Origin of the sequence: Acinetobacter sp. ANC 4558, assembly GCF_002135375.1 — a bacterium.
In the GTDB taxonomy this organism is placed as follows: Bacteria; Pseudomonadota; Gammaproteobacteria; order Pseudomonadales; family Moraxellaceae; genus Acinetobacter.
Window position 1 is genome coordinate 1 of record NZ_NEGH01000013.1, and the last position, 14,896, is coordinate 14,896.

The window sequence follows — 14,896 nt, forward strand, 5'->3', positions numbered from 1 at the left end:
GATCACTTAGATTCAGGTTCAGTATCAAGTCCAAACCGTGAAACAGAATCTATGCAAGATGGTTCAGATGCTGTATCTGATTGGCCATTATTGAATGCATTGCTTAATACGGCTGGTGGAGCAACATGGGTATCTTTACATCATGGTGGTGGTGTAGGCATGGGCTTCTCACAACACTCAGGTGTGGTGATTGTTTGTGATGGTACAGATGAAGCAGCTGCACGTATTGCACGTGTATTAACCAATGATCCGGCAACAGGTGTGATGCGCCATGCGGATGCAGGTTATGAAATTGCAATTGACTGTGCAAAAGAGCAAGGTTTGAACTTGCCAATGATTACAGGTTCAAAGTGATTGAAAATTCAAAATAAATTTTGTCACAACTTTTGAGTCAGTCATTTTAATTCGGCAAAGAAGTCGCAAGAATGTACTAAAGTGATAATTAGGATATAGGATAGAAAAATGAAATTAGTGATGCAAGCAGGAAAACTAACATTATCAGAATTACGGGTAGCATATTTACATTCTGTACATGTGACATTAGATAAGGCTGCAATACCAGATATTCAAGCGAGTGTAGATTGCGTAGAACGAATCATTCAAGAAGGTCGTACAGCATATGGAATTAACACAGGATTTGGCTTATTAGCATCAACAAAGATCGCCCCTGAAGATTTAGAACAATTACAACGTTCATTGGTCTTATCGCATGCTGCTGGTGTGGGGGAAGCTTTAGATGATGCGATGGTGCGTTTAATTATGTTGCTGAAAGCAAATAGTTTGGCACGCGGTTTTTCGGGTATTCGTTTAAAGGTCATTGAAGCAATTTTGGCATTAATTAATGCAGAAGTTTATCCACATATTCCTTTAAAAGGGTCGGTTGGAGCATCTGGAGACTTAGCGCCACTTGCACATATGTCATTGGTTTTACTCGGTGAAAGCAAAGCACGACATAAGGGTCAATGGTTGTCGGCAAAAGATGCACTCAAAATTGCAGGTCTAGAGCCAATTTCATTGGCAGCAAAAGAAGGTTTAGCATTGTTAAATGGAACTCAAGTTTCTACAGCCTATGCATTACGAGGGTTATTTGAGGCTGAAGATTTATTTGCTGCTGCTACGGTATGTGGAAGCTTAAGCGTAGAAGCAATGCTTGGTTCTCGTTCGCCATTTGATGCACGAGTACATGACGTTCGAGGACAACGTGGACAAATTGATGTTGCTTCTGCCTATCGTGATTTGTTAACTGAACAAAGTGAAGTCAGTTTATCGCATGAAGATTGTGAAAAAGTACAGGATCCATATTCATTACGATGCCAACCCCAAGTGATGGGGGCGTGTTTAACCCAATTACGCCAAGCCGCAGAAGTTTTAGAAGTTGAAGCGAATGCGGTATCAGATAATCCATTAGTTTTCGCCCAAGAAGGTGATGTTATTTCTGGTGGTAATTTTCATGCCGAACCTGTTGCAATGGCAGCAGATAATTTAGCATTGGCAATTGCTGAAATTGGTTCATTGTCTGAGCGTCGTATTTCGATGATGATGGATCGTCATATGTCACAGCTTCCACCATTTTTAGTTGAAAATGGAGGAATAAACTCAGGATTTATGATTGCTCAAGTTACTGCTGCGGCATTAGCAAGTGATAATAAGGCACTGGCACATCCAGCAAGTGTGGATAGTTTGCCCACCTCTGCTAATCAAGAAGATCATGTTTCAATGGCGCCAAATGCAGGAAAACGATTATGGTCTATGGCAGAGAATGTACGCGGTATTTTAGCGATTGAATGGCTAGGTGCATGTCAGGGTTTAGATTTTCGTCATGGGCTCAAAAGTTCAGAAAAATTAGAACGTGCACGTAAAATGTTACGTGATCATGTTCCTTATTATAGTGAGGATCGTTTTTTTGCACCTGACATTGAACAAGCCAGTCAACTTTTAGCAAATGGCTGTTTTAATGAGCTAATAATAACGAATTTACTCCCAAGTCTTAAATAATAAGTCAATATTTAGCGTAAAAGGCCACATGAAGTGGTCTAATCCAATATAATTTCCACATGGATTGGAGATAATAATGTCACAGAAGTCAGTATTACAACGGGGATTAAATGCCCGTCATATTCGATTTTTAGCTTTAGGTTCAGCAATTGGTACTGGATTATTTTACGGTTCAGCAACAGCAATACAAATGGCAGGTCCATCAGTCCTGCTTGCATACATTATTGCGGGAATTGCAATTTATATTGTCATGCGAGCATTGGGGGAGATGTCTGTACACAACCCAGTGACAGGTTCATTTAGTCATTATGCAAGTAAATATATTAGTCCATTTGCAGGGTTTACCACAGGGTGGACGTATGTATTTGAAATGATTATCGTTGCCTTGGCTGATGTCACAGCATTTGGAATCTATATGGGATTTTGGTATCCAGATGTTCCAAGATGGATTTGGATTTTATCTCTGATCATGTTCTTAGGTGCGATTAATCTTATTCATGTCAAGGTATTTGGTGAACTTGAGTTTTGGCTATCTATCATTAAGGTCTCTGCCATTATTGCTATGATTGTTGGTGGTTTTGGTCTCATGATATTTGGGTTCCAAACAGGTCAAGGCGATATCTCATCAGGTATTCAAAACTTATGGATCTATGATGGTTTTATGCCGAATGGAATTGCTGGATTAGTCGCATGTTTAGCAGTCGTTGTCTTTGCATTTGGTGGAATTGAAATCATTGGTATTACGGCAGGTGAGACCCAGGATCCGAAAAAAACAATTCCACAAGCAATTAATGCGGTTCCAATTCGTATTTTACTATTTTATGTACTCACCATATTTGTCTTAATGTCAATTTTCCCTTGGAATCAAATTGGCGTGCAAGGAAGTCCATTTGTACAGATTTTTAAAAACTTAGGGATAGAGTCTGCTGCAACGATTTTAAATATTGTCGTTATTTCCGCTGCAATTTCAGCCATTAATAGTGATGTTTTTGGTGCGGGCCGTATGTTGTATGGTATGGCAAAAGATGGTCAAGCGCCGAAAGTATTCACTAAAATATCAAAAAATGGTGTGCCTTGGATGACTGTTGTTGTCATGGCGAGTGTGCTCTTAATTGGTGTGATTCTTAATTATTATATTCCAAAGAATGTTTTCTTAATTATTGCTTCTATTGCAACGTTTGCGACTGTTTGGGTGTGGTTAATGATTTTAATCTCTCAAATTGGAATGCGTCGTAAATTATCAAAAGAAGAAGTGAAAGCACTTGATTTTCCAGTCATCGGTTGGCCATATGCACCTGCTTTTGCTGTCGTATTTTTGGTCTTTGTTTTAATCATCATTGGCTATTTTCCAGATTCACGACCTGCAATTTATGTCGGTGGTATTTGGTTAATCATTTTAGGATTGGTGTATTACTTTAAAATTAAACCCAATCAACGCTTGCTAAGCCAGCATCAAGAGGAACGTCGTACATCTGTAGATGAATAGGGGCGCAGCGATTCAGTCACTTTAAAGTTAGCATGGTGATGTACTTGTACTCACCATGCGATGAATGATTAAAAATAGAATGACAAATTTAATTCTCTTCTTTGCTATGTTTATGGGTTGAATATAATGACTTTATATAAAATATTGATATGATTGACGTATGGTTAGATTTGTCTTTTAAAGTTTTAATGGGCTTATATTAAGTTTTTAAATGATAAAAGAGAACAATCTAGCATTGTCGGAAAGTAAATTAATTGTGTCTAATATCGTGAAAAATACATTTTGCTATAGAACAGAATGCGATTTAAATTTCGATAGATATGATAACTCGATTTTCGATATAAATTATGCGCAATTATAGTGCAGATAAATAATCAAAAAAACAGGAAATAACAATGTCCAATCTTTCTTATGTAGATGCAGAAAACGGTGCTTGGCAGACTTTTTTAGCACAGATCGATCGTGTAGCACCTTATTTAAGTGGTGACCTCCAAGAATATATCGACACACTGAAACGACCAAAAAGAGCATTAATTGTAGACCTTCCAATTGTTATGGATGATGGTTCAATTCAGCATTTTGAGGGATACCGAGTACAACATAATTTATCACGTGGTCCAGGCAAAGGCGGAATTCGATATCATCCGAATGTTGAGTTAAGTGAAGTGATGGCACTTTCAGCATGGATGACGATTAAAACAGCGGTACTTAATTTACCTTTTGGCGGTGCAAAAGGAGGAGTTCGTGTAGATCCACGGAAACTATCTACGCGAGAGTTGGAACGATTAACACGTCGTTATACCAGTGAAATTGCACATATTATTGGACCTCAAAAAGATATCCCTGCGCCTGATGTGGGTACAAATGCGAATGTTATGGGCTGGATTATGGATACCTATTCTTCAGCACAAGGACATACGGTGACAGGTGTTGTAACAGGAAAGCCTGTACATTTAGGCGGTTCATTAGGTCGTGTAAAAGCAACAGGGCGAGGCGTTTATGTCACAGGGTATGAAGCAGCGAAAAAAATTAATTTAAAAGTAGATGGTGCTAAAGTATCAGTGCAAGGCTTTGGTAATGTGGGGAGTGAAGCTGCCAATTTATTTTATGCCTCGAATGCCAAAATTGTATGTATTCAGGATCATACAGGAACTATTTTGAATGAAGCTGGCATTGATGTTCCAAGCTTAAATGCGTATGTTGAAAAAAATCAAGGTGTATTGGGATTTGATGGTGCAGCACAGATTGATAATGAACATTTTTGGGATGTAGAGACTGATATTCTTATACCTGCAGCATTGGAAAGCCAAATTACGGTTGATCGTGCACGAAGATTGACAGCAAAAATGATTTTAGAAGGTGCGAATGGTCCGACATACCCAGCTGCAGATGATATTTTAATAGAAAGAGGTATCACTATTGTACCAGATGTGATTTGTAATGCTGGCGGGGTAACGGTCAGCTATTTTGAATGGGTACAAGATTTTGCCAGTTATTTTTGGAGTGAAGAAGAAATTAATGAGCGACTAGATCGACTCATGGTTCAAGCTGTTGAAGATGTTTGGTCATGTGCAACACAAAATAAATGTACATTACGAACTGCTGCGTATATTTTGGCTTGTGAAAGAATTCTAAAAGCACGTAAAGAGCGCGGTATTTTCCCTGGATAATTAAAATGGGATAAACTAGCCTTTCTTATATTTTATTTTAATAAAAAGGCTAGTTTGATCATTCACTTTGATGAATCATAATTAAATATATAAATAAAATTATTCAGAGATTTATGTAGATAAATGTTGATTTATATAAAATATTTTTAATCATGTGATAAATTAGAAAATATCTAAAATATTTATGCTTGTTATTCTGAGCAAATATTCATGATTTTATGATTCAAGGTTAAATCAGCTACGAATTGTAACTTATTAAATTTTCTTAATTTATATACTTGGCCTAATGAAATGGCTGTTAATTAAGCGTAAATTAGCATTTAGAGTTATTTTAATGGATTGGTCAAATTTATTACAAAATTATGGGTATATTGCTGTTGTTGTTGGTGCATTTTTTGAAGGGGAAACGGTTTTATTACTGGGAGCATATGCAGTTCAGCAAGAAGTATTGAAGTATTGGATATTAATCTTAGCAGGGATGTTAGGTGCATTTATTGGCGACCAATTTTATTACTTTATTGGTGCTAAATTTGGTCATAAATTTATTAATGATCGTCCTAAACTTGCTGAAAAATTTAAAAAAGCCAGTATTTTGATCGACAAGTTTCCAATACTGAGCATTTTATTTATGCGTTTTGCTTGGGGACTTAGAACAGTAATACCAATTAGTTTTGGTATCAAAAAATATCATTTATCTCGTTATATATTGGTGAATATTTTAGCAGCATTTATTTGGTCTTTTATGATTGTAACTATTGGTTTGCAAGTTACACACTGGCTTCATAAATTATGGATGTATTTAATTCACGAAGAAAGTCATATGCATTTGGTCATTGGCGCTGTGATTCTTTGCATCTGCTTGATTGGCATTATTTATGGCGCTATTTTTTATCATAAGAATAAAATAAAGAATCAATGAATAACACGTTTTCTGCCATACATAAAATGACAGAAAACATTGATTTCTTAAATCCAATATACCCAAAATGCGGATAGAAAAATACAGACAAATGCAACAGGTACACCAGCTTTAGCATAATCCATAAATGAAATTTGAATGCCGCAGGTCTTTGCTTGTTCTACAACAACAATACCCGCCAAGCTTCCAAAGATGACCATATTGCTGGAGAAACCAGTACCTAAGGCCAACGCTGCACACAGTGCATTGGCATTTGCACCAGCATCAAGATACGGCACAAGAAGCATGACAGTCGGATTGTTCCCAACAATATTACTGAGCGCTGCACTGGTGATAAACAGTGAAAGAGGTTCATTGAGGTTTAATCCCATATCTTTTAGATCACCTAATAGAGCTTGTGGTAATCCAGTGGTAGACATGGCAGCATTGACAATGAATAAGCCCATAATGAGTAAAAGTAAGTTACCATCGACTTCTTTAAGTACATCATTTGATGCAACGGTACGATTAATCAGTAAAATACCCGCAGCAGTTAATGCCACTAATTCTTGTGGCCAAATATCAACAATAAATAAGACGACAATAACAACAGTGACGATTAAAGCTTTCACGGTTTCCGCAATATCAAGCTTAGGCTGAACGATAGATGGTTTAGGTGTGTTTACTGTTTTTTCAATAGTCCACTTTCCTTTAAATAAATAGCAAAGGATGCCCCATACAATAGGCAATGATAAAAGTGCAGGAATACCCGCAACTTTAAGAAGATCTATAAAAGATACATTGAGTGCTTGTGCTGCAATCATATTTTGAGGGCTACCAATCAGTGTTCCTACCGAACCTGTATTGGCAGCAAAGCAAAAGCCAAGCAAGAATGGAATCGGATTTAAACCTCGGGCCAAAGTGATTGAAACCAGTAAGGGAGTCATTGCAACGACCACAACATCATTGGTCAAAATTGAAGATAGTACGCCACTGACTACAATAAAAACAGCGAGTAATTTTGCAGGGCTGACTCGTAAGGTAGCGACTTTATTTGCAGCCCAAGCATAAAAGCCAGAAACAGCAAATGCGCCTGAAACGATCATCAACCCAAATAATAATCCGACAGTTTTATAGTTAATTGCATTCCATGCATCTTGAGCAGAGATGCTACCCACAGCAAGCATGGCTAAGGCACCAACAAGGGCAGCACCTGTACGATCTATTTTAAAGCCAGGCAGTTTGCCAAAACCCATCGCAATATAGACCAAAAGAAATATTAAAAGTGTTGCATTCATTGGTATTGCCTTAAGACATTGGATAAGAAAGCATAATGCTTCTTTTTGTCATATAAAAAGAAGCATTGAATCGATGAATTAAAATTGTTTATAGGTATGCTGTAATTATTCCTTTCCTTTTTTAATCTCATGGTATTTATGACGAATTTCTTTTAAATCGACGAGAGGCTCTGGTAATTTTAAGTGTAAGTTTTCTAGTGTTTTTACAATAATTTCTGAAACAGCTAAATTGCGGAACCATTTATGATTGGAAGGAATGATGAACCATGGTGCTTCTTTAGTTGAACATTTTTCAAGCATATCTTCATATGCACGAATATACTGATCCCAATATGCGCGTTCTGTATAATCAGATTCACTAATTTTCCATTGTCTAGATGGATCATCTAATCGCTGCTTAAAACGTTCTAACTGCTCTTCAGGGCTAATATATAAGAAGAATTTTAGAATTGTGACATTATTGGTTTGTAATAACGTCTCAAAATTATTGATATGTTCATAGCGCTGAGACCATACTTTTTTTGGCACAATATTATGCACACGTTGTACTAAGACATCTTCGTAATGAGAACGGTTAAAAATTGAAACATCACCTAAACCAGGGGTATGGGGATGTACACGCCATAAAAAATCATGCGACTTTTCCTCAGCAGTGGGTTGTTTAAAACCATGTACATACGTGCCTTGAGGATTCATTGAATTCATTACATGCCAACATGTACCATCTTTACCTGCAGCGTCAATACCTTGTAAGACGATGAGTAAAGCATGTTTCTTTTCCCCATAAAGTTTACGTTGTAATTCTCCTATTTTCTCAACATGTTTTGCTAAAACTTCTTTGGCATGTTCTTCATCGACATAGTCTGCATGAAATGATGCATCTACTTTTTTTAATTTGACTTTAGTTTCTGGTTCAACAATTAGTTTTTTATATAAGCTCATCGGTTAAATACTCTTTTAAGGGAATTGGTGTTTTATACTTTTCTATTTATCGGATCTCCACATATAAGACATCCGATAAAAGAAGATACTTGTTTATTGATTTAGTGATGGCTTTCTCGGCGATCCATAAATTTGTAATATGCAATTTTTGCAAAGTTAGCGATCACTAACCAAATCAAGACATAGATCCAAACGACACCAATCATTTCTAGTGGTAAGGCTGGAACAAATATGCCGAATGCGCACAGTAAAATAGCAATAATTTGGGTTGCCAAAATTGCTAAAAGTAATTTTTGATTTGGGAATGGACGTGCAAAAATAGAACCACGATTACGGACAATGAAAATAAGAAGTTGACCACCAGCTGCAAGTTGTAAGAACACCATGGTTTGAAGGTGATCAACGGTTAATGGAATATGATTCATCAATTCAGGATTATTCATCCAATATTTACACAGTAATACCATCCCAAAACTTTGCGCTAACGCGATGATTCCCATGACTGATGAGAAGGAAATAATGCGATGCATATTCCAGCGAACAGGTTGTGAGCTTACTTTTACATTGTCATAGGCAATGGTCATAATTGGAATATCATCCAATAATGCTAAAACCACAATCATAATCGCGGTGAGTGGTTGTAAGTCGAAAATGATATATGACAGAACGACCACACACATAATTGCAATGGTCATTGCAACACGGTAATACACATACGATGTAATACGTTCAAAAATTTTACGTGCTTCAATAATCGCACTAATAATGGTTGAAAGACCTGGCGCAGTAAGCACAATAGCGGCAGCAGAACGAGCTGCATCGGTTGCGCCACTCACAGCAACACCGCAATCGGCTTGTTTAAGCGCGGGTGCATCATTCACCCCATCACCCGTCATGGCAACAATATGCCCTTGCTGTTGTAAGGCTTTAACAATTTCATATTTATGTTCAGGGAAAACTCGACCAAAACCATCCGCATTTTCTACTGCACGTGCAGTATCTATATGAATGTGGTTCGGGTCTTTATCATTTTTAAAAACATCACTTGCACTTAATAAATTTTGACCAAGTCCCAATTGACGAGAAATTTCTGAACCAATTGCAACGTCATCACCCGTGACCATTTTGACTGAAAGACCGAGTGCTTTGGCTTTCTCAATGGTTTCTTTTGCATCTGGACGAGGTGGATCAAGTAATGGAAGAATCCCCAATAAGATCCATGTTTTACCATCATCATTTGAACGTGCAACCCCAAGTGCGCGTGTACCATGTTTAGCCAGTTCAGCAACTTGTCCAAAATATTGTTGGGAAGTTTGATCTGCACCTGCGTGTTCACCAATACCACATATTTTACCAATGGCTTGCGGTGCACCTTTGGCAAATTGTATCTTTTGACCTTGGACATCACTGACAATCCCCACTGTTTTCTTATTGACAGGATCAAAAGGTACAAAGTCGACAGCTTTATATTGATCTAAAACATTAGGATCTTTCAGTGCTTTTAAAACAGCAAGATCAAGCGCATCGGTACTTTGTCTTTGACACGCCAAACTTGCTGCTAAAATAATGTCATCACTACTGGTTTGATTGAATGTAATGGGTTCTTGAAGGGTGAGTTGATTAAGCGTTAATGTTCCTGTTTTATCTGAGCATAGTACATCTACACCTGCAAGTTCTTCAATTGCAGATAAGCGTGAAACAATCGCTTTTTGCTTAGATAAGGTTAGTGCGCCCAGTGCTTTGGTCACAGACATGACCGCAGGCATAGCCACAGGAACGGATGCAACTAATAAAACCAAAACAAATTGGGCAATTCGACCTGCTTCACTCCATTCCCAATGACCGACGGTGACAATATCTCGATAGACTTGAACTCCAATGAGAATGACGGCAAGGGTAACGGCAAGTAAAATTAAGAAATCACCAATTTTTAAGACGGCTTCTTCAGCATGAGATTTACTTCCTGCCGAAGCAACCAGTTTTGCAGTATGGCCAAAAAAGGTATTATTTCCTGTTAATGTTACCACGCCAGTCATTGAGCCTTGACGAGCAATAGATCCAGAATAAACCGTGTCTCCAATGCCACGAGAAACTGGAAGGGATTCACCAGTTAAAGCTGCTTGATCTACAGAGAGATATTGACCATCGATGAGAAGTAAATCTGCTGGAAGAATTTCCCCTCCTGAAACGGTGACGATATCACCAGGAACAAGTTGGGCTGAGTCAATTGCATCCCATTTACCATCTCGTAATACATGCGCCTTTGCTGCTAAGCCTTGCTTTAAAGCTGCCAACGCACTTGCCGCTTTATTGTCTTGCCAAAAACCAACAACTGCATTGTAAAGTAATAAGATCGTAATGACGAAAAAGTCTGGCCAATCTTGGCGGAACAAAGAAATAAGCGCTGCTGCTTCAATCATCCACGGAATAGGTCCCCAAAAATATCCGAGTAATTTTTTCCAGCGACTTTCTTCATGAGCCTCAATGGCATTAGGTCCATATTGAGTCAATCGTTTTTGTACTTCAGCATTCGTTAAACCTTGAGATGATGTTTGTAAATCATCTAATTTTTTTTGAATACTTACTGCATCTAAAGTAGTCGAGTTATTTTGACTTTTTGAGGTATTATCACTTTTAGTACTGTCTGCAGGCGAATCTGCGGATGCATTCGTTATTTCCATAATAGTTCCCTAATATTAAAGGTCCTCTTTTTATGAAGTGTGGCTTAGAGGTCTACATTTATAATTAACGCTATAGCATGAAAAATATAATTTATTATTTATCATTAACTAGTAATATTTAGTATATATATCAATGAAAGTAAAATACTTTTGCATTATGAAAACAATTTTTTATCATAAATAAACATTGATCATTATTTTGTTGTTTTGATTTGTTGTTTAAATAAAATAATGTGATTAATAATGCATTATTAATTTGATAAATTTTATTTATCACTAATGACTTAGTGATAGATAAAGAAACTGATATGAGTTCTATTTGACTTTTATAATTATTGATAAATAGCGTGTGTTGAAGAATCAATATATAAATGAATAATACATAAGTATAATCTCGCTTATATGGTTGTGAATTCATGTTATATGTTAGTTTAAAGAAGAAGAAAAATGCAGCGTTGTAATGTGAGTTATTTTAGAAGGGAGCGATCATTAATGAACATGAAACTTGTTTTATCTATATCTATTTTAACGAGTTTACCTTTTTTGTTTATGGGATGTGCAAGCCCAAGTCAATCGCAAAAAACCGCAAGAACAGCAGCTTTAGGTGCTGGAGTTGGCGGAGCAGTTGGTCATAATCTTGGAGGGACTACTGGTGCAGCAGCTGGAGGTGCAATTGGTGGCGCTACTGGCAGTAAAATGCAGAATGGATCAAATAAAAATGCTGCCGCAAGTGCTGTAGGTGGTGGTGTGGGGGCTGTAATTGGAAGTAAAGTGGGTGGTGCAAAAGGGGCTGCTATTGGTGGTGCGGTGGGTGCAGGAACTGCATCAAATTTAGAAAGTGGCAAAAAATAAATTTTCTAATGACCATTAGACGCTAAATAGCATTATAAATAAATGATTTATTTTATAATGCTGATTCTATTTTAACCCTGAATATAAATCCTAATCATATGACATAATGTTTATGTTATAGCATTTATATTTTATACATTGATATGGAAGGCAGCTTGTACGCCTTCAATTAACATTTGTGCACCAATGATCGCTAAAATTAAACCCATTAAACGAGTCACGATATTCAAGCCATTTTTACCTACTTTTTCAACAATCTGATTACAGAAGAGGAAACAAATATAAGTAATCACACAGAGTATAAAGAATACGGCAATCGTAATCATGTCCTGTATACCACCATCACTTGAATAGTTCATTGCTGTTGCTATTGTGCCAGGACCTGCGAGTAAAGGAACTGCTAAGGGTGAGACAGAAATATCATTCGAGTTGTCAGAATCAGTAGTTGCAGCAGCATGAAGATTCGATGTCGAACCTTGTAACATATGAAAGCCTATCATAAACACTAAAATACCTCCTGCAATTCGTAAAGCTGGAAAGGTAATACCGAATAGATTGAATATTTTTTGCCCTAATAATGCAAATAAAGCGATTAAAATAAATGTTAAGGTTAACGCTTTTAGTGCCGTCGTTTTTTTCTGTGCTTTGCTCATAGAACCTGTTAATCCTGCAAATGCGGCTGTATTTGCAATAGGATTCATCATGGCAAAAAATGCCATAAAAATAGTCAGTGCATGTTCTAAGAGAGAATTCATTATTGATATTTTCCAAAATGATAGGTGAGCAAAGTTTAGTATTCATTATTTTAAACAAGATGTGAGAAAATAGAAACTTAATGTCATGGCTCGTGGTCAAAAGATTAATTTTAAGCTATAAATACATGCTTATTTGATAAATTCTTCATTGAATATAACGAAGCATAAAATAAATTAGCCATTTTTATGAGATGATGAAAAAAATAAAAAAAGATATTTTTATCAGTTATGCTATGCAGCATGAAGGATTCATATACATTAAATTGGTTATTAAAAGATGTTAGAGCTACGCCATTTAAAAACATTAAAAGCATTACGAGAGCATGGTTCTTTAGTTGCTGCAGCAGGAGATTTATGCTTAACACCATCAGCTTTATCGCATCAGCTGCGAGAACTAGATCAATGGTTTGGTGTAGAAGTTGTTAATCGTAAAAGTCGCCCTGTGAGTTTTTCTAATGTTGGGCAGCGTTTATTAAAACTAGCAGATGAAGTTTTACCACAAGTTCAAATTGCGCAAACAGATATTTCTCGTATTGTGCATGGACAAACTGGACGTATTGTTTTCTCATCGGAATGTCACAGTTGTTTTGATTGGTTGATGCCATTATTAAATCAATATCGACAACAATATCCTGATGTGGATTTGGATTTCGCCTCAGGTTTTGAAGCTAACCCGCATGAGTTATTACAAATTGGGGAGTTTGATTTACTGATAACCGCTGATCCAATTGCTCTGAAAGGTATTGAATATTTTGCAATTTTTGAATATGAATCTCGGTTAGTATTATCAAATACCCACCCATTGGTACGGACTCAAGAAATTACCGTACAAGAGCTGGCAGAAGAAACGTTGGTGACTTATCCAGTTGATAAACATCGTTTAGATATTATGTCTCGTGTATTTATTCCTGCCAATACTTTACCTAAACAAATACGAACAACAGATTTAACACAGATGTTAATTCAATTAGTTGCAAGCGGGCATGGGATTGCAGCATTACCAGATTGGGTGGTGAATGAATATGAACAAAAAGGTTGGGTAACATCACGTCGTTTAGATTGTGTTTCCCCACAAGGTTTGCGTCGTACGTTATATGCAGGTTATCGAAAAGAGGAAAAAGAGAAAGACTATTTTGAAGGTTTTTTAAAACAACTGGATAAATTTTCAAAAAAACGGAATTCTTATTATCCTTAAAATAATAATGTTAAAGGTTAAAAAAAGCTCATGTAAGATGAGCTTTTTTTATTTGATACTGATTTGTAGAGAAAAAAACTAAAATTAATCTAAGTTTTTTATATATTCTGTTTGTAAAACTTAACACAAATGATTATTATCCTCATTTAATTTATTGTCTTAACCTTGTGCTAAGAACAATATGAACTCGTTTTGAGTTTCATTCATTATGGACACAAAATTTTTACCACAATTGGAATTTAGAATATGAAACGTACATTTTTGGCATTACTACTCGGTGCTGTAGCAACAACCAGTATGGCGCATTCACCTTTTGTTGCACCATATAGCTATTTAGTTGATGGTGAAAATACGGGAATTGTTGCAGGTTTTGCAGAACAACCGTTTGATTCAGAAATTGCGATTCGTGGTTATGATTTTAAAGTTATTAATCCAAATGGTGAGATTAAAGATTTAACGCTTATTAATAGTAAAGCGATGAGTATTGCCGATATTGAAGCAGGGCAAGAAGGAACTTACCAAGTGATTGGTTCTCGGGTTGGCGATATTAAATATGCTAAACAAGGTAACCGTTGGTTAAGAGTTATGAATGCAGAAGGAGATACTTTAGCGCCTATTGCTGAACGTAATTTTATCACGCCTGCAGAGGTGAATAGTAAAACTCAGCAACATACAGTTAAACGTTATGATCAATTGAGTAGCTTTTTTACTAAAAAGAAAGTGTCTAAATTGAATGCTCCGATTTCAAATCAGGGATTAAATATTACATTTTCTGAGCATCCGAACCATCTTAGTTTAGCGAAACCTTTAAGCTTGAAAGTGAGCTTAAACCAAAAGCCAGCGAGCAACTATCAAATTGAGCTTGAAAAACAGCCAACATCTGACCTTGAAAAAGCAGAGCTAATTACACTGGTTACGAATCAACAAGGTGAAATTATTTTACCCATCACTGCAGTAGGACAATATGTTGTTTCAGTGACATCTCCAGAGCAAAAAGCAACAGTAAAACCAAATGCTGAATCACATCGTAGTATTTTAAGTTTTTATGTGAATCCATAAGTTGAATATTGAAGTAAATTTTTGATTATATTTAATATTTAACTAAACAATGCCATCGATTAAGA

The 14,896-nt window shown here is 36.5% G+C and carries 11 protein-coding genes and 1 pseudogene; 8 read left to right on the forward strand and 4 right to left on the reverse strand.

The genetic code is table 11. The features are described 5' to 3' along the window. The 5 genes and pseudogenes from B9T31_RS14310 to B9T31_RS14330 form a co-directional block, all read left to right on the forward strand. Positions 1–354: pseudogene (locus B9T31_RS14310) on the forward strand (urocanate hydratase); the annotation flags it as partial. 108 nt (positions 355–462) lie between these two features. Beyond that, a complete protein-coding gene (gene hutH, locus B9T31_RS14315; protein WP_086182621.1) occupies positions 463–1,995 on the forward strand; it encodes a histidine ammonia-lyase in 1,533 nt (510 codons plus the stop codon). 76 nt (positions 1,996–2,071) lie between these two features. Further along, the gene (locus tag B9T31_RS14320) at positions 2,072–3,481 is read left to right on the forward strand and encodes an amino acid permease (RefSeq protein ID WP_086182622.1); all 1,410 of its coding nucleotides are present in this window, start codon (positions 2,072–2,074) and stop codon (positions 3,479–3,481) included. Positions 3,482–3,876: 395 nt separating this feature from the next. Continuing rightward, positions 3,877–5,151, forward strand: coding sequence for a Glu/Leu/Phe/Val family dehydrogenase (locus B9T31_RS14325; RefSeq protein WP_086182623.1), 1,275 nt, complete (start codon positions 3,877–3,879; stop codon positions 5,149–5,151). Between the two features lie 334 nt (positions 5,152–5,485). Beyond that, positions 5,486–6,070, forward strand: a complete 585-nt coding sequence (locus B9T31_RS14330; RefSeq protein ID WP_228146055.1) for a DedA family protein — start codon at positions 5,486–5,488, stop codon at positions 6,068–6,070. Positions 6,071–6,117: 47 nt separating this feature from the next. Here the strand turns inward: B9T31_RS14330 and B9T31_RS14335 are convergent, their stop codons facing one another. The 3 genes from B9T31_RS14335 to B9T31_RS14345 form a co-directional block, all read right to left on the reverse strand. Further along, positions 6,118–7,347, reverse strand: coding sequence for an SLC13 family permease (locus B9T31_RS14335; RefSeq protein ID WP_086182625.1), 1,230 nt, complete (start codon positions 7,345–7,347; stop codon positions 6,118–6,120). A gap of 105 nt (positions 7,348–7,452) precedes the next feature. Then, the gene (locus B9T31_RS14340) at positions 7,453–8,289 is read right to left on the reverse strand and encodes a polyphosphate kinase 2 family protein (protein ID WP_086182626.1); all 837 of its coding nucleotides are present in this window, start codon (positions 8,287–8,289) and stop codon (positions 7,453–7,455) included. 101 nt (positions 8,290–8,390) lie between these two features. Next, positions 8,391–10,970, reverse strand: coding sequence for a plasma-membrane proton-efflux P-type ATPase (locus B9T31_RS14345; protein ID WP_086182627.1), 2,580 nt, complete (start codon positions 10,968–10,970; stop codon positions 8,391–8,393). 492 nt (positions 10,971–11,462) lie between these two features. Here B9T31_RS14345 and B9T31_RS14350 point away from each other — a divergent pair, with 492 nt between their 5' ends. Beyond that, positions 11,463–11,822 carry a hypothetical protein gene (locus B9T31_RS14350; protein WP_086182628.1) on the forward strand — a complete coding sequence of 120 codons (360 nt, stop codon included), beginning with the start codon at positions 11,463–11,465 and terminating at the stop codon, positions 11,820–11,822. 131 nt (positions 11,823–11,953) lie between these two features. On the opposite strand, the gene B9T31_RS14355 is transcribed toward B9T31_RS14350, so the two are convergent. After that, entirely contained in the window at positions 11,954–12,577 is a 624-nt protein-coding gene (locus B9T31_RS14355) for a MarC family protein (RefSeq protein WP_086182629.1), read from the reverse strand. A gap of 277 nt (positions 12,578–12,854) precedes the next feature. Between B9T31_RS14355 and B9T31_RS14360 the strand changes: the two genes are divergently transcribed. Both B9T31_RS14360 and B9T31_RS14365 read left to right on the forward strand, forming a co-directional pair. After that, on the forward strand, positions 12,855–13,772 hold the full coding sequence (locus B9T31_RS14360) for a LysR family transcriptional regulator (RefSeq protein ID WP_086182630.1): 918 nt from the start codon (positions 12,855–12,857) through the stop codon (positions 13,770–13,772). A gap of 246 nt (positions 13,773–14,018) precedes the next feature. Next, positions 14,019–14,831, forward strand: coding sequence for a DUF4198 domain-containing protein (locus B9T31_RS14365; RefSeq protein WP_086182631.1), 813 nt, complete (start codon positions 14,019–14,021; stop codon positions 14,829–14,831). The last annotated feature ends 65 nt before the right edge of the window (positions 14,832–14,896 follow it).

Coding starts and splice junctions, on each gene's coding strand:
- hutH (WP_086182621.1), top strand. CDS start 463: ATGAAATTAGTGATGCAAGCAGGAAAACTAACATTATCAGAATTACGG.
- B9T31_RS14320 (WP_086182622.1), top strand. CDS start 2,072: ATGTCACAGAAGTCAGTATTACAACGGGGATTAAATGCCCGTCATATT.
- B9T31_RS14325 (WP_086182623.1), top strand. CDS start 3,877: ATGTCCAATCTTTCTTATGTAGATGCAGAAAACGGTGCTTGGCAGACT.
- B9T31_RS14330 (WP_228146055.1), top strand. CDS start 5,486: ATGGATTGGTCAAATTTATTACAAAATTATGGGTATATTGCTGTTGTT.
- B9T31_RS14335 (WP_086182625.1), bottom strand. CDS start 7,347: ATGAATGCAACACTTTTAATATTTCTTTTGGTCTATATTGCGATGGGT.
- B9T31_RS14340 (WP_086182626.1), bottom strand. CDS start 8,289: ATGAGCTTATATAAAAAACTAATTGTTGAACCAGAAACTAAAGTCAAA.
- B9T31_RS14345 (WP_086182627.1), bottom strand. CDS start 10,970: ATGGAAATAACGAATGCATCCGCAGATTCGCCTGCAGACAGTACTAAA.
- B9T31_RS14350 (WP_086182628.1), top strand. CDS start 11,463: ATGAACATGAAACTTGTTTTATCTATATCTATTTTAACGAGTTTACCT.
- B9T31_RS14355 (WP_086182629.1), bottom strand. CDS start 12,577: ATGAATTCTCTCTTAGAACATGCACTGACTATTTTTATGGCATTTTTT.
- B9T31_RS14360 (WP_086182630.1), top strand. CDS start 12,855: ATGTTAGAGCTACGCCATTTAAAAACATTAAAAGCATTACGAGAGCAT.
- B9T31_RS14365 (WP_086182631.1), top strand. CDS start 14,019: ATGAAACGTACATTTTTGGCATTACTACTCGGTGCTGTAGCAACAACC.